Raw genomic sequence first — 15,679 nt, 5'->3', positions numbered from 1 at the left:
CTTTTTTTGCGGCTGGACTTGCGGAACAGACGTTTAGAACATAATTTCTCACTCGACCCCGAACCCATGAACGGAGCGTCCGCGATGAAGCGTGATGTGCACCTGACCTCCCCGGCCGCAGCGGGAACCACCCGATGACGGCCGCCACCGCTGCTCGGCCGAAGAACCGCCGACGCACCGGCCGCATCGTCACCGCGGTCGTGATCGTGGTCGTCCTGATCCTCATGGCGCTGTCCACGAAGATCGTGCCGAAGGGCTCCGACCTCGGTGCCGGCCCCACCGCGTTCTCCGCCTCCGCGTGGGGCAAGACGAACTTCCCGAAGGTGCAGAAGGCCATCGCGAAGAAGGCCACCCCGGCCGCGACGCTCGCCACCGCGATCACCGCGGACCAGACCGCAGCCGCCGAGAAGTACGGCGTCGACGCCGGCACCGGGCCCGAGTTCACGACCACCTTCACCGGCACGGTCGGCGCGGCGCAGGACGGCATCTACCCCGTCACGGTGAGCGGTGTGCCGAGCGACCTGGTCATCCGGATCCAGACCGGACCGGCGATCAACGGCACCGATCTCCGGGACGCGCCGGGGACGATCAAGTACGGGCAGTTCACGAACCAGATCGACTACCAGAACGCCGCCTCCGCGCTGAACAACCAGCTGAAGAAGCAGGTCCTGGCGAAGACGGACGTCGGCTCGCTCGAGGGCAAGACCGTCACCGTGACCGGTGCGTTCCAGCTCGTCAACCCGAAGGGCTGGCTCGTCACGCCCTCCCAGCTGGAGGCCCAGTGAGCACCGGGGCCGACCCGATCGCCAGCGCCGGCGACGGGAACGACGCGAGCCGCGCCTCCAGTCCGGATCCGCGCATCGGTGAGGTCGTGCTGAACGCGACCGACGTCGTGAAGACGTACGGTGCGACCCGCGCCCTCAAGGGCGTCAACTTCTCGATCCACCGCGGGCAGGTCACGACGCTCTTCGGCGAGAACGGCGCCGGCAAGTCCACGCTCATGAAGATCCTGTCCGGGGTCGAGCAGCCGACGTCCGGCGAGCTGACGCTCTACGGCGAGCCGGTCTCGTTCACCGACACCGTCGACGCCCGCGAGCACGGGGTGTCGATCATCCACCAGGAGCTGAGCCTCGCGCCCAACCTGTCGGTCCGCGACAACATCTTCATGGGACGCGAGCTCACCGGTCCGACCGGTGTCGACTACGCCGAGGAGGCACGGCAGGCGAAGGCGGTGCTCGAGGAGCTCGGCGAGGACTTCGACCCGATGACCAAGGTCGCCGACCTCCGGCTCGGCCAGCAGCAGGTCGTCGAGATCGCCCGCGCGCTGAGCGTCGACGCGCGCATCCTGATCATGGACGAGCCGACGAGCGCACTGAGCGCCTCCGAGGTCGAGGTCCTGTTCGGGGTCATCCACGACCTCACCGCCCGCGGCGTCTCGATCGTCTACATCTCCCACCACCTCGAGGAGGCGCTCGAGATCACCGACCACGCGGTCGTGCTCCGGGACGGTTCGATCACCGCGACCGCGCTCGCCGCGGACATCGACCTCGAGTGGGTCGTCCGTGCGATGGTCGGCGAGGGGTTCGACCTCGGCAGCCCGCCCACCGGGTACGAGTTCGGCGACGTCGCACTCTCGATCCAGGACGTCAGCGTCGCCGACGTCGAGAACCGCGAGCGCAGCGTCGTCGACCGACTCTCGCTCGACGTCCGCGCCGGGGAGATCGTCTGCATCTACGGGCTGATGGGCGCCGGACGCACCGAGCTCCTCGAGGCCGTCGCCGGTCGCGTGCCGCTCACCGGTGGCCGGGTGCTCAAGGGCGACCGGGACCTCGCCGGCATGTCGATCGCCGAGCGCATCGAGACCGGGCTCGGGCTCGTCCCCGAGGACCGGCAGCGCGACGGCCTCGTGCAGACCATGACGGTCGGCACGAACATGTCGCTCGCGAGCATCAGCTCGTTCGTCAAGGGGCTGTTCATGTCCGGCCGCAAGGAGGTCGACCTCGTCACGGACTCGATCCAGACCGTGCACGTGAAGACGTCCGGCGGTGCGGCCCCGATCGGCTCGCTGTCCGGCGGCAACCAGCAGAAGGTCGTCATCGGCAAGATGCTCGCGACCCGACCGGACGTGATCCTGCTCGACGAACCGAGTCGGGGGATCGACATCGGCGCGAAGGCCGAGGTCTTCAAGCTGCTCGCCGAGCGTGCCCAGAACGGGCTCGCGGTCGTCTACTCGACCTCCGAGGTGGGGGAGTGCCTGAGCATCGCCCACCGCATCGTCGTGATGAGCCGCGGGCGGATCTCCGCCGAGTTCGGCGCCGACACCACCAAGGAAAAGATCATGGCCGCCTCCGGCGAGGCAGTGATCGCATGACCTCCACGGAACGGAACACCATGACCAGCACCACGACCAGCCGTCGCCCCGCGATGTTCTCGGGCGGATTCGACCTCGGCCGGCTGCTCCTGCAGGGTCGGGCGTTCTTCGCCCTCATCGCGATCATCATCGTCTTCTCGATCCTGTCCCCGAACTACTTCACGGTGAGCAACCTGCTCACCATGGCCTCGCACGTGGCGGTGTACGCGATCCTCTCGATCGGCATGCTGCTCGTCATCCTGAACGGTGGCATCGACCTGTCCGTCGGTTCGACGCTCGGGTTCTCCGGCGTCATCGCCGGGTTCCTCATGAAGGGCGTCGCGATCGGCGGGGCAACGCTCTACCCGAAGGTCTGGGTGGTCGTGATCCTGGCCTGTGCCGCCGGGGCGTTCATCGGGTTCGTGAACGGCATCCTCGTGGCGCGGTTCAAGGTCGCACCCTTCGTCGCCACACTCGGCATGCTCTACGTCGTCCGCGGCATCGGGCTGCTCATGACGAACGGCCTGACGTACAACAACCTCGAGGGCAGCCAGGCGCTCGGCAACACCGGCTTCGACTGGCTCGGGTTCAACCGGCTCCTCGGCCTGCCGATCGGCGTCATCGTGATGATCGTCGTCGCGATCGTCGCGAGCCTCCTGCTCAACCGCACCGTCTTCGGCCGGTGGCTCTACGCCTCCGGTGGCAACGAGCGTGCCGCGGAGCTGTCCGGTGTGCCGGTCCGCCAGGTGAAGATCCGCGTCTACGTCATCTCCGGCCTCTGCGCCGCGATCGCGGGCCTGATCCTGTCCTCGGAGCTCACGAGCGCCAGCCCGACCGCCGGCAACTCGTACGAGCTGACCGCCATCGCCGCGGTCGTCATCGGCGGCGCGGCACTCTCCGGCGGCGTCGGCAACATCCGCGGGACGCTCCTCGGCGCCTTCGTCATCGGCTTCCTGTCCGACGGACTCGTCATCATCGGCGTCTCCGCGTACTGGCAGACGGTGTTCACCGGCGCGGTCATCGTCTTCGCCGTCCTCCTGAACGCCGTCCAGTACCGCGGGCGCGCACGCAGCCGCAAGAACGGCCAGGGCCCCACATCCTCTTCTCCGAGCGTCGACACGCAGACCCCCTCTGCCGCCGTCACCGAGAAGGCTGCCGGCTGACCCCGGTCGGCCACCACCGAGAAGACCACCGACTGACCCCCGTCAGCCGGAACACAGCGAAAGGAAACACCGACATGAACCGCAAGCTGGCAATGGTGCTCGCCGCGGGCGTGGGCATCAGCCTCGCTCTCACTGGCTGCTCGGCCGGAGGCTCGGGCTCGGGCTCCGGCTCGTCCGGCTCCGGGAAGAAGGGTGGCCTGATCTCGATCATCGTCAACGACCCCTCGAACCCCTACTGGCAGACCGAGGGCAAGGTCGCTTCGGCCGAGGCCAAGTCCCTCGGCTACAAGTCGAACGTGTCGGCGTCCAAGGGCGACACGAACACCGAGAGCAACCTCATCGACACCGCGATCACGAACAAGTCCGTCGCGATCATCCTCGACCCGGCGAACGCATCCGGCTCGATCGGTGCCGTCAAGAAGGCCGATGCCGCGGGCATCCCGGTGATCCTCGTGAACGCCGAGATCAACCAGACCGGACTCGCCAAGGCGCAGCTCGTGTCGAACAACGCCCAGGGTGCCGCCATCGGCGCGCAGCAGTGGGTCAAGGACGTCGGCGACTCGGGCAACTACGCCGAGCTCTTCGGCGCACCGTCGGACAACAACGCGCAGACCCGGTCGAACGGCTACAAGACCGTGCTGAGCCAGTACCCGAACCTCAAGGAGGTGGCGAAGCAGGTCGCGAACTGGGACCGCACGCAGGGTCACGACAAGACCCAGTCGATCCTGCAGGCGAACCCGGACATCAAGGGGATCATCGCCGGCAACGACGAGATGGCCCTCGGTGCGATCGCTGCGCTCAAGGAGTCCGGCAAGCTCGACCAGGTGAAGGTCGGCGGCTTCGACGGTTCGCCCGACGCGGCCGACGCCATCAAGGCGGGTGAGCTGCAGTACACCGTCCTGCAGCCCGTCGCGACGTTCGCCAAGAAGGCCGTGCAGGAGGCGGACAGCTACATCCGCACCGGCAAGACCGGCGTCTCGCAGGAGAAGCAGTCGTTCGACTGCATCCTCGTCACGAAGGACAACGTGGACGACTTCACGGCGCCCTTCACGCTCAAGCAGTAACAGCAACAGCAGCACCAGCAGCAGCACCACCATCGCCGTCGGGGCCGGTCCGTCGAGGACCGCCCCGGCGGCGCTGGTCCGGACGCCGGTGTCCGCGCATCGGCCCGGATACGATTGCCACAGACCCCGGGGGCGGAGTCGCACGACGAGAGGACACCGCATGCGTGACGCGGACGACACCGTCGGTCCCTCGGCGTCCCACCAGGGCCGGTTCCCGCTCCGCCTCGTCTACCAGGCCGCCCGGATGTACTACCTCGAGGACGCCACCCAGGTCGAGATCGCCGCCAGGCTCGACGTGTCGCGCCCGACCGTGAGCCGCCTCGTGGCCGAGGCCCGACGAGCCGGACTCGTGCGCATCGAGGTCGCCGACCCGTTCGAGGACGAGACCGTCGCCGTCGCCGAACAGGTGCGGGAGGCCCTCGGCCTGCAGGCGGTCCACCTCGCCGCCGTCACGCACGCCACGACGCTCGGTGCCGACCTCGCCGTGCCCGTCGCCCGGGCGATCCAGGGCATGGACCTCGGACGGGGCGACGCAATGCTCCTGTCGTCCGGGCGCACCACCTACGAGATCGCCCGCCACGGGATGCCCGCACTCGCCGGGGTGCAGCTCGCCCCGACGGTCGGCGGCCAGGCCGACCCGATGCCGTGGTTCCAGACCAACGAGATCACCCGGACGGCGGCCGAGCACTCCGGGGCGATCCCGTCGTTCCTCTTCGCGCAGGCGATCCCGAGTGCGCGGATGCGGGACTCCCTCGACGAGGACCCGGAGTTCCAGCACGTCGTCGGGCTCTGGGGGAGCGCGAAGGGCGCCCTGCTCGGCATCGGAGCCCCGCCCGCGATCCGCGATTCACTCGCCAGGGGCATCCCGGTCGACGACGACGTCTTCGACGACGCGGCCGGCGACGTGTGCCTCAACTTCTTCACCGCGGACGGCTCGGCGGTCGAGTTCCCCGGGAGCGACCGGATGGTGCGGACCTCGCGGGAGACCCTCGCCGGGATCGCGCACGCGGTCGGCGTGGCGGTCGGCGTCACGAAGGTCCCGAGCATCGTCGGCGCGGTCCGCGGGCGGCTCGTCAACGAGCTCGTGACCGACGTCGCGACGGGGCGCGCGCTGCTCGACGCCCTGGGCTGAGCGCCGAGCAGAGGCCCGCTCCTCCGGTGTCGCACCACGATCGGCGCTTGACACCACCTGTCGCCGGTGGTGTCACGCGTCGATGGCGGTGCCATGCCCCGGAGTTGGTGCCGTCGCAGGTGGCTTGGCCCGCCGGCCGCGTTCCGGACTGGAGGGACGGTACCAGGCCGCCCCGCGCCTCCAGTCCGGTGGGTCGCGGGCACGCGGGTCAGCGACGCACCGCGTCGCGGTACACGGTGAGCACCTGGTCCGGCTGGTCGGCCACCTGGAACGACACGTGCGTGAGGATCCGCTCCTCGCCGGACCGGGTCCGGACGCGCTTCACGCCGTGGCTGCTCGCCGCGATGTCGTACCGCGCCCACCAGGCGTCCGCCTCGGCGCTGGCCCCGCGGAGCTCGCGCTCGAGGGCCGCGAACCGAGCGGACCCCGGGTGGCGTCCGGCATTGGCGCGCAGCCGAGCGAGGAGACCCTGCGCGACGTCCGACCAGTCCACGAGGACCTCGCGGGCGATCGGCTCGGTGAACACCCAGCGCGCGAGGTTCGGACGCGGCTCGCCGAACGCACCCGGGAAGAGCTCGACCGCGGATCGGTTGGCTGCGAGGAGGTCGTAGCTGCTGCCCGTGACGTAGGCCGGGTTCGGGTCGAGCAGGTCGGGGACGTCGGCGACATCGGGCGCGACGTACTCGAAGTCCAGCGTGTCGACGCGGTCGTCGGTCGAGATCGCGACGAGGTGTGCACGCTCCGCGTCGTCCAGGCGGAGCGCGTTCGCGATCGCCGTGAGCACCTGGTCGGACGCGCGGACGTCCCGGCCCTGCTCGAGGAAGGTGTACCAGGTGGTGCTGATCCCGGCGGCCGCGGCGAGCTCCTCGCGGCGGAGGCCCGGCGTGCGACGTCGTCCGGAGCCGACGAGCCCGATGTCCTCGGGTGCGGTGCGCTGCCGACGCGCGCGGAGGAACAGTCCGAGCTCATGTCGTCGCTCGCGTGTGTCGTCGCCCATGGTGACCCTCCTGGCAGTACGGGTACCAGTATGGACCGGCTCTGGATACCAGGGTGGTTCCGTCCGACACTGGGGTCATGAAGGCATGGACACTCGACACGACCGGTTCCCCACTCCAGCTCCAGGAGGTGCCCGACCCCGAGCTCCGGGGCGGTGGCGCGGTGCTCCGCATGTTGGCCGTCCAGGTGCCCGCCTACACGCGCGTGCTCACCACCGGTGGCCGCGGCGGGATCGCGACCCCGACCGTGCTGGGTGTCGGCGGAATCGGCCGGGTGGAGTCCGTCGCCGACGACGTGCACTCCGTCCGGCCTGGCGACGTCGTGGTGAGCACCGGGTTCCTCGGGACGGGTCGAGTCGCCGAGCCGGAGGAGGTGCTGCTCGGGTGGACCGGCATCGGTGGCCGCGGCATCCCCTCGGCGGCCACCGACGGGATGCGTCGGGTGTGGCGGACCGGGACCTTCGCGGAACGGGCGCTCATGCCGGGGTCGACGCTCGTCGCGCTGCCGGGCGCCGAACACCACGGCGACACGGCACGGCTCGCGTTCCTGCCCTGGCTGGCGATCGCTGCCGGTGCCGTCGAGCGCAGCGGCCTCGCTCCCGGCGATCGGCTCGCCGTGACCGGGGCGTCCGGCCAGCTCGGTGGCGCGACGGTGCTCCTCGCGCTCGCCCGGGGTGCCGGACGGATCGCAGCGATCGGCCGGAACCGCGCGAGCCTCGATCGGCTCGCCGCCCTCGACCCGCGGGTCGTCCCCGTCCGGTCCGTCGGTGATCGGACCGAGGACGCCGCAGCGGTCGTCGAGGCGCTCGGGGGCGAGGCCGACGTCGCCATCGACGCGCTCGGACCGGCACCGACCGCCGACCTCACCATGGCCGGCTACGACGCGCTGCGGACGGACGGCACCCTGGTGCTCGTCGGGGGAGTCCGGCAGACGCTGCCGATCCCGTACGGCGACCTCATGCACCGGAGGATCACGCTGCGGGGCTCGTGGATGGCGTCCAACGAGACGGTGTACTCGGTCTGGCGGCAGGTCGAGGCGGGGGTGCTCGACCTGTCCGCACTCGAGGTCACGACCGCCGGCCTCGACGACCCCGGAGCGGTCCTGGCGCGTGCCGAGGCGACGAGTGGGCTCGCCTACGTGGCGCTCACGCCCTGACGGCAGGCCAGGGACGTGTCACCTGACGGCAGGCCAGGGAGGTGTCACACCAACCTCGGCGCGTGACACCACCTGTCGCCGGTGGTGCCATGCGCCGATGACGATGCCATGCCCCGGAGGTGGTGTCACCGCAGGTGGCCTGGCTCGCCGGCCGCGTTCCGGACTGGAGGGACGGTGCCGGGCCGCCCCGCGCCTCCAGTCCGGTGCGGTGCGGGTCCGTCTCGTGGGCTTCCTCGGTGCCGCACCATCGACGGCGCGTGGCACCCCTGTCGGCGCATCGCACCACCGACGGCGCGTGGCACCCCTGTCGGCGCATGGCACCACCGGTGACACGTGGTGCCATGCGTCAGGACTGTGGTCATGCCGACCGCCGGCGGGGCCCTTCGCGCGTGCGCGTACGGCCTGCGGCGTGCGACGAGTACCTGCTCCGCCCGGTCAGGCTGCCAGGAGCACCGAGCTCGGGACGACCGTCGCGAAGCTGCCGTCGAGGGCCGCCATGAACGCCGCGTGCACGGTCGCACCCGGCACCGTGACGTCGCCGAGGGTCAGGTCGGGCGCGGCGCAGGCATCGGCGACGACCATGACCGTGTACCCGAGCTCCGCGGCCGCACGGGTGGTCGAGTCCACGCACATGCTGCTCATCATCCCGACGACGACTAGGTCGGTCACACCGTCCGCGGTGAGACGCTCGTGCAGCCCGGTGCCGATGAAGCTGTTCGGTTCGTGCTTCTCGAGCACGGTCTCGCCCGCGACCGGCTCCACGTCCGGGTGGAACGCCACACCGGGTGTCCCCGCGACGAAGAAGGTCGCGTCGTCCTCCGCGGCCACGTGGAACACGTGCACGACCGGCTCACCGGCGGCACGGAACGCGTCGAGGACGGTCCTGGCGGCGGCGGCTGCGGGCTCCGGACCGACGAGCGGGAACGCTCCACCCGGGAAGTAGTCGAGCTGGATGTCGATGAGGAGCAGCGCACGGGTCATGCGCTCAGTATGGCCGCGTCGCTCAGCGCTGGACGTCGGAAGTGCGCCGGAGCGTCCCGCCGATGACGATCGCCATGCCGAGGACGGTGCCCGCGATCCCGACGACCTGGAGCGGTACCGGCACGGTGGCGAGGCCCGTGACGGCCGAGACGAGCCCGACGAGGGGCGGGACCCCGAGCCCGAGGAGCGCCGTGTAGGACGCGCCCGCCGTCAGCAGGATGCGGTGCTGCAGGAGGTACACCGGCACGTAGATCACGATGCCGAGCACCGCGAGGAGGCCCACGGTGGACCAGGTGACGGCTGCCCCCGACCAGACGGACACCACTGCCCACAGCACCAGGGGCACGGCACCGAGCGCGAAGACCGGCAGGATCCGTGACGCCATCGGGCCGCGGTACGCCCGGTTCATCCGCGCGAACGCGATGCCGTAGAACGCCGTCGCGGCCATCGCGAGGACGGCGAACAGCGTGCCGAGCACCACGTCGGGGCCGGATGTCCCACCGAGCCGGGGCACGACGAACAGCAGCGCTCCGACGATGGCGACGCCGGTCCCGAGCAGGGTGACGACCGGTGGGATGACCCGGTTCATCAGGCTCTCCGCGAGGAGCACGACCGCCGGGGTCATGGCGATGACCAGCGCGGGCAGGACCGGCCCGGCCAGGGCGATCGCCACCGTGGAGCACACCGTGTAGAGCGTCACCCCCGAGCCGGCGAGCACCACGAGCTGCCGCGCACGGAGTGGCAAGGCCGAACCGGAGCCGGTGCCGGTTCCGGTGTCGGTGTCGGTGCCGGTGCCGGTGTTGGTGCCGTTGCCGGTGCCGACGCCGGCGCCGATGCGTGTCCGGCCCGCGACCCGCGCCGAGCCGGACGACCACGTCGTGAGCGCGAGGAGCCCGAGCACCGTGAACCCGCTGCGCCCGGCGGACACCACGGCCGTGTCGGCCCCGGCCAGCGACAGCGTCACCACGATCCACGTCGACGCCAGCAGTGCGATCAGTGCGACGGACCGCAGCAGCAGTGCCGTCCGGCCCGCTGGCGCGCTGCGACCCGCTGCCGCCGTCCGGCCCCCTGCGGACGCAGGATCGTCCGGTCCTCGGTCCACCACCCGGCCATCGTGCCCTGACACACGGCGCAACGGAAATCGCACAGCGGGAATAGCCGGTGCCAGCATGGGGTTGCTCGGAAGTCCGGGAAACCAGCAAGGGAACCACATGCTCCGCCTGAGAATCGCAACCGTCGTCGCTGCCTCCGCAGCCCTCGCACTCGCCCTGACGGGGTGCAGCGGGGCATCGAGCAGCGGGGACGACAGCTCCGCCGCGACCGCCAAGGGTGGCACGCTCTCGATCCTCACCACGGCCTCGCCGGTGCACCTCGACCCGGCGACGAGCCAGAACCTCTCGACGACGACGCTCGGGCTCATCGTCCGCCGTCTCACCACGTGGCAGATCCAGCCGGGCAAGGCCGCCAAGGTGGTCCCGGACCTCGCGACGAACACCGGGACGCCGAGCGACGGCGGGAAGACCTGGACGTACCACCTGAAGTCCGGCGTCGAGTTCCAGGACGGCACCGCCATCACGACGAAGGACATCAAGTACGGCATCGAGCGGTCCTTCGCACCGACGCTCACCGGGGGCCTCAGCTACCACAAGTCCCTGCTCGTCGGCGGCGACTCGTACCAGGGTCCGTTCGACGGCAAGCAGCTCGACAGCATCGAGACGCCGGACGCCTCCACGATCGTCTTCCACCTGAACGCGGCGTACGGCGACTGGCCGTGGATCGCGTCGATGCCGGCGTTCGCACCGGTGCCGGAGGGCAAGGGCGACCCGAACACCTACGACAAGGACCCGGTGTCGTCCGGCCCGTACCAGGTGCAGTCGAACCAGCAGGGCTCCCAGCTCACCCTGGTGCGGAACGAGCACTGGAGCGCGAAGACCGACGCAGTCCGGACCGCCGGCCCCGCGAAGATCGTGTTCAAGGAGGGCCAGGACTCCTCGACCGTCACGCAGACGCTCATCGCCGACTCCGGCGACGCCAAGGACTCCTTCTCCGCGACGTACCTCGGCGCGGCCGAACTGAATCAGGTCCGCCAGAACCCGTCCGCGGCCGACCGCGTGGCGACGAGCAAGGCCGGGCCGCTCAGCTACCTCGCGATGAACACGCAGAAGGGTGCGCTCGCGGACCTCAAGGTGCGTCAGGCGATCGAGTACGCCACGGACAAGCGTGCGTTCCGGATCGCCTCCGGTGGTGCGCTCGCCGGCACCTACGCCTCGACGCTCATCACCCCGGGGATCGCCGGCCGGAAGTCCTACGACCTCTACGACGCCCCCGCGTCCGGGAACGTGAAGAAGGCCGAGTCCCTCCTGGAGGACGCCGGGCACGCGGACGACCTGAGCCTGACGCTCCTCACCCAGAACGACCCGTCCTACCTCGCGCAGGCGCAGGCGATCCAGCAGGGTCTGAAGCGCGCGGGCATCACCGTCACGTTGAAGCCCGAGGACGCCGACTCGTTCTACACCGACGCCACGAACGACGACTCCTACGACCTCGTGCTGTACAGCTGGCAGCCGGACTTCCCGAGCGCGAACGCCAACATCCAGCCGCTCTTCGCCTCGTCGCAGATCGGCAGCGGTGGCAACAACGTCTCGCACTACTCCAACGCGGACGTCGATTCCCTCATCGCGAAGGCCACGGCGACCGTCGACACGTCGGACGCCCAGGCGCTCTGGGCGCAGGTCGACAAGCGGATCATGCAGGACGCACCGGTCGTGCCCCTCACCTACGCCAAGCAGTCCTTCCTGCACGGCTCGAACGTCGAGAACTTCCGGATCGCCGACTTCCCGGCGTACCCGAACTACCTCAAGGTCTCGCTGGCCAAGTGACAGGCGGTGCAGGGCAGACTGACACCGTGGAACGCGACGACGAACGAGGTCACCGGCCCGCCGTCCTCGAGGTCAGGAACCTCGTCGTGGCGTTCGGCGATGCCGAGCCCGTGGTCGACGACGTCTCGTTCGACCTGGTCCCCGGGCGGGTGCTCGCGCTCGTGGGGGAGTCCGGCTCCGGCAAGTCCGTGTCCGCGATGAGCGTGCTGGGGCTCCTCCCGGCGACGGCGACGGTCACCGGGAGCATCCGGTTCCGCCGCGGCGCGGACACGGGCGGCGCGGACAAGGCCGACGGGGACAGTGCCGTCGGGGTCGAGCTCGTCGGCGCCGACGACGACACGCTCCGGGGCATCCGTGGAGCCGGCATCGGCACCGTGTTCCAGGAGCCGATGGGGTCGTTCAACCCGGTCCTCCGCATCGGCGCGCAGATCGGCGAGGCGGTGCGGACCCATCACGGCCGCATCCCCACGAGGCAGGTCGCGGCGCGGACCGCGGAGCTGCTCACGGCGGCCGGCATCGACGACCCCGAGCGGATCGCCCGGGCGTTCCCGCACGAGCTCTCCGGCGGGCAGCTCCAGCGCGCGATGATCGCGATGGCACTGTCGGACGACCCGGTCGCGCTCATCGCGGACGAGCCGACGACCGCGCTCGACGTCACGGTGCAGGCCGGCATCCTCGACCTGCTGCGGACCCTGTGCCGCGACCGCGGCGTCGCCGTGCTCCTCATCACCCACGACATGGGCGTGGTCGCGGACGTCGCCGACGACGTCCTCGTCATGCGCCGGGGCGTCGCGGTCGAGGCGCGGAGCGCCCCCGACCTCTTCGCGTCGCCGCGCGAGGCGTACACACGCGAGCTCCTGGACGCGGTTCCCGGACTGGAGGACCGTGGCCGCGCCTCCCGGTCGGATGCCGACCCACAGGTGGTCGCGACCGGACTGGAGGACCGTGGCCGCGCCTCCCGGTCGGATGCCGACCCACAGGCGGTCGCGACCGGCGACGTCGTCGTCCGGATGTCGGACGTCGCCATCTCGTACGCCGGACGGCGGGGGAGTCCCGCGGTGTCGGGGATCGACCTCGAGATCCGTGCCGGCCAGGTGCTCGGGCTCGTCGGCGAGTCCGGTTCGGGCAAGTCGACCATCGGGCGGGCGCTCGCGGGCCTCGTCCCGGTCGTCGCCGGGACCGTCGAAGTCTCCGGGACCGACCTGCGGCACGCCGGCCGCCGCCGACTCCGCGCGATCCGCTCCCGCATCGGGTACGTGTTCCAGGACCCGGCGTCGTCGCTCAACCCGCGGGCGAGCGTCGGGTGGAGCATCGGCGAACCGCTCCGCCTGCACACCGATCTCGACGAGGACGCCCGGAGCGCCAGGGTGTCGGAGCTCCTCGAAGCGGTGCGTCTCGACCCGTCGCTCGCCGAGCGGTTCCCGCACCAGCTCTCCGGTGGGCAGCGACAGCGCGTCGCGGTCGCGAGGGCCCTCGCGCTCCGACCGGTACTGCTCATCGCGGACGAGCCGACGAGCGCCCTCGACGTCACGGTGCAGCGCACGGTGCTCGAGCTGCTGTCGACACTGCAGCAGGAGTTCGGGTTCGCGTGCCTGCTCGTCAGCCACGACCTCGCGGTCGTCCGACAGCTCGCCGACGAGGTCGTGGTGCTCCGCGCCGGCCACGTCGTGGAGCGCGGGCCCGCCGAGCAGGTGCTGCACGCGCCGACCGATCCGTACACGCGCATGCTGCTCGCGGCCGCACCCGTCGCCGACCCGGTCCGACAGGCCGAGCGGCGGCGCGTCTGGCGCTCGCTGGTGACCGCGCAGGACGACCGCCCGGAGGCATCAGCATGACCGCGAACGTGATCGACCGACCCGTCGCGTCGTCGCCGAGGTCGACCGGGTTCCGTGCCGTCGTCCGCCGTGTGCGCGGCGACCGTGCCGCGGTGGCGAGTGCCGTCGCGATCGTGCTGTTCGCGGTGGTCGCCGTCGGTGCGCCGCTCGTCGCCGGACTGAGCGGCCAGGACCCGTACACCTACCACCTCGGCACCCTGAACGGCTTCGGGGCGCCGAAGGGCACCGGTGGCGGGATCAGCGGCACGCACTGGTTCGGGGTCGAGCCGCTGACCGGGCGCGACCTCTTCGCGATCGTGACGTACGGCGCCCGGACCTCGCTCGGCATCGGGCTCGCCGCCACCGTCATGTCGATCGCCATCGGGGTGCTCGTCGGCGTCACCACCGGGTTCTTCGGCGGTTGGTACGACCGCGGGATGAGCCGGGTCATCGACGTGATGTTCGGGTTCCCGTCGCTGGTGTTCATGATCGCCCTCACCGCGATCGTGCCGGGTGGGTTCCCGAAGCCCGTGCTCGTCGTCCTGGTCATCGGGTTCTTCGGGTGGCCCTCCGTCGCCCGGGTCATCCGCGGGCAGACCCTGTCGCTCCGGCAGCGGAACTTCGTCGTCGCCTCCACGGCGATGGGTGGCGGATCCTGGCACGTCATCGTCCGGCAGCTGCTCCCGAACCTGGCGGCGACGATCAGCGTCTACGCGACGATCTCGATCCCGTCGATGATCGGGGCCGAGGCCGCGCTGTCGTTCCTGAGCGTCGGGGTCACGCCGCCGACGCCGTCGTGGGGCCGGACGATCGGCGACGCCGTCGGGTGGGTGCAGACCGACCCGATGTACCTCGTGTTCCCCGGGGCGGCGCTCTTCGTCATCACCCTCGCCTTCAACCTGCTCGGGGACGCACTCCGCGATGCGCTGGACCCCCGTCGTGCGGACAGTGCGCGGCCGGGGCGGGCTGCCTCGTCGAAGCCGGGTGGTGCTCGCGCCGCGGCGTCGAAGGAGGCTGGCCGATGAGGACCACCCGCTTCGTGCTGCTCCGCGTGCTCGGCGCGGTCGTCGTGCTCTTCGTGGTCGCCGCGATCACCTACGCGCTCTTCACCCTCCTGCCGACGAACGCCGCGCGCTCGATGTGCGACAAGCCGTGCACGCCCGAGCGTCTCGACCAGGTGAAGGCGTTCATCGGCACGAACCTTCCCTGGTGGCAGCAGTTCGCCGGGTACCTCGGAGGCATCTTCGCCGGGCGCTCGTTCGGCAGCGGGTCGACCGCGATCGAGTGCGCGGCACCGTGCTTCGGCTACTCGTTCCAGCTGCACGAGAGCGTCACGACGCTGATCCTCTCCCGGCTCCCCGTCACGGCGTCCATCGCCATCGGTGCCGCGGTGCTGTGGCTCGTCGCCGGCGTCGCGGGCGGGACCGCGTCGGCGCTCCGTCGCGGATCGCTGCTCGACCGGGGCGTGATGACGGTCGCGGTCGCCGGTGTCTCGGCGCCGTCCTACCTCGTCGGGCTCCTCGGGATCCTGCTCTTCGGCTTCGTCCTGAAGATCCTGCCGACGGGCGGGTACGTCGCGTTCACGGACGACCCCGTGCAGTGGCTGCTGCACCTGGTCCTGCCGTGGTGCGTGCTCGCGTTCATCAGCGCGGCGATCTACGCCAGGCTCACGCGGGGCGAGATGCTCGAGGTGATGGGTCAGGACTACATCCGGACGGCGCGGGCCAAGGGGCTCACGGAGTCCAGGGTCGTCGTCCGTCACGGTCTCCGCACGGCGCTGCTCCCGGTGGTGACCCTCTTCGGGCTCGACCTCGGCAGTCTGCTCGGCGGGGCGGTCATCACCGAGAAGGTGTTCTCGATGCAGGGACTCGGTGCGCTGCTCATCGATGCGGTGCACTCGCTCGACCTGCAGGTCGTCGTCGGGTTCACGCTGTTCTCGGCGTTCCTCATCGTCACCGCGAACGTGCTCGTGGACCTGGTGTACGGCGTGATCGACCCGAGGGTGCGCGCCCGGTCGTGAGGGCTGGCCGGGTGGGCGCCTGTCCGCCTGCCCACTCCCTGCCGGCTCACCCACCCGCCCACCCACGCGCTCGCCCCGGGTTTGTCGCTTTGCCCGCAAAGCGACCGTTTGGCGCGCGTTTCCCC

The 15,679-nt window shown here is 70.8% G+C and carries 13 protein-coding genes; 10 read left to right on the top strand and 3 right to left on the bottom strand.

Going from position 1 to position 15,679, the window contains the following annotated elements:
* Nucleotides 1-134: 134 nt before the first annotated feature.
* From ASF23_RS12505 to ASF23_RS12485, 5 genes are all read left to right on the top strand, one after another.
* Nucleotides 135-785, top strand: coding sequence for a DUF2291 family protein (locus tag ASF23_RS12505; RefSeq protein WP_055953959.1), 651 nt, complete (start codon nt 135-137; stop codon nt 783-785).
* Nucleotides 782-2,371, top strand: coding sequence for a sugar ABC transporter ATP-binding protein (locus ASF23_RS12500; RefSeq protein WP_235510882.1), 1,590 nt, complete (start codon nt 782-784; stop codon nt 2,369-2,371). The genes ASF23_RS12505 and ASF23_RS12500 overlap by 4 nt, the downstream gene beginning before the upstream one ends.
* Nucleotides 2,368-3,513 (top strand): ABC transporter permease, encoded by a 1,146-nt coding sequence (locus ASF23_RS12495; RefSeq protein ID WP_055953956.1) that lies wholly within the window; start codon nt 2,368-2,370, stop codon nt 3,511-3,513. The genes ASF23_RS12500 and ASF23_RS12495 overlap by 4 nt, the downstream gene beginning before the upstream one ends.
* Before the next feature lie 74 nt (nt 3,514-3,587).
* Nucleotides 3,588-4,577, top strand: a complete 990-nt coding sequence (locus ASF23_RS12490) for a D-ribose ABC transporter substrate-binding protein (protein WP_082474112.1) — start codon at nt 3,588-3,590, stop codon at nt 4,575-4,577.
* A 160-nt stretch (nt 4,578-4,737) separates the two neighbouring features.
* Entirely contained in the window at nt 4,738-5,709 is a 972-nt protein-coding gene (locus tag ASF23_RS12485) for a sugar-binding transcriptional regulator (protein ID WP_055953953.1), read from the top strand.
* A gap of 208 nt (nt 5,710-5,917) precedes the next feature.
* Here the strand turns inward: ASF23_RS12485 and ASF23_RS12480 are convergent, their stop codons facing one another.
* On the bottom strand, nt 5,918-6,706 hold the full coding sequence (locus ASF23_RS12480) for a helix-turn-helix transcriptional regulator (protein WP_055953950.1): 789 nt from the start codon (nt 6,704-6,706) through the stop codon (nt 5,918-5,920).
* A gap of 77 nt (nt 6,707-6,783) precedes the next feature.
* Between ASF23_RS12480 and ASF23_RS12475 the strand changes: the two genes are divergently transcribed.
* A complete protein-coding gene (locus tag ASF23_RS12475) occupies nt 6,784-7,860 on the top strand; it encodes a zinc-binding dehydrogenase (protein ID WP_055953947.1) in 1,077 nt (358 codons plus the stop codon).
* A 435-nt stretch (nt 7,861-8,295) separates the two neighbouring features.
* Here the strand turns inward: ASF23_RS12475 and ASF23_RS12470 are convergent, their stop codons facing one another.
* Both ASF23_RS12470 and ASF23_RS12465 read right to left on the bottom strand, forming a co-directional pair.
* The gene (locus ASF23_RS12470; protein WP_055953944.1) at nt 8,296-8,841 is read right to left on the bottom strand and encodes a cysteine hydrolase family protein; all 546 of its coding nucleotides are present in this window, start codon (nt 8,839-8,841) and stop codon (nt 8,296-8,298) included.
* Nucleotides 8,842-8,863: 22 nt separating this feature from the next.
* Nucleotides 8,864-9,946, bottom strand: a complete 1,083-nt coding sequence (locus tag ASF23_RS12465) for a DMT family transporter (RefSeq protein ID WP_055953941.1) — start codon at nt 9,944-9,946, stop codon at nt 8,864-8,866.
* Between the two features lie 106 nt (nt 9,947-10,052).
* Between ASF23_RS12465 and ASF23_RS12460 the strand changes: the two genes are divergently transcribed.
* The 4 genes from ASF23_RS12460 to ASF23_RS12445 are packed head-to-tail and all read left to right on the top strand — an operon-like array spanning nt 10,053 to nt 15,554.
* Nucleotides 10,053-11,720: an ABC transporter substrate-binding protein gene (locus ASF23_RS12460; RefSeq protein ID WP_055953938.1), complete on the top strand. Its 1,668-nt coding sequence runs from the start codon at nt 10,053-10,055 to the stop codon at nt 11,718-11,720.
* 26 nt (nt 11,721-11,746) lie between these two features.
* On the top strand, nt 11,747-13,555 hold the full coding sequence (locus tag ASF23_RS12455; RefSeq protein WP_055953936.1) for a dipeptide ABC transporter ATP-binding protein: 1,809 nt from the start codon (nt 11,747-11,749) through the stop codon (nt 13,553-13,555).
* Complete coding sequence (locus tag ASF23_RS12450; protein WP_055953933.1) at nt 13,552-14,559, top strand: ABC transporter permease; 1,008 nt, start codon at nt 13,552-13,554, stop codon at nt 14,557-14,559. Before ASF23_RS12455 ends, ASF23_RS12450 begins: the two co-directional genes overlap by 4 nt.
* Nucleotides 14,556-15,554, top strand: a complete 999-nt coding sequence (locus ASF23_RS12445; RefSeq protein WP_055953930.1) for an ABC transporter permease — start codon at nt 14,556-14,558, stop codon at nt 15,552-15,554. The genes ASF23_RS12450 and ASF23_RS12445 overlap by 4 nt, the downstream gene beginning before the upstream one ends.
* Nucleotides 15,555-15,679 lie beyond the last annotated feature (125 nt).

Origin of the sequence: Curtobacterium sp. Leaf261, assembly GCF_001422205.1 — a bacterium.
Classification (GTDB): domain Bacteria; phylum Actinomycetota; class Actinomycetes; order Actinomycetales; family Microbacteriaceae; genus Curtobacterium.
The sequence above is the reverse complement of the archived record's forward strand: the minus strand, read 5'-3'. Positions and strand labels throughout refer to the sequence as shown.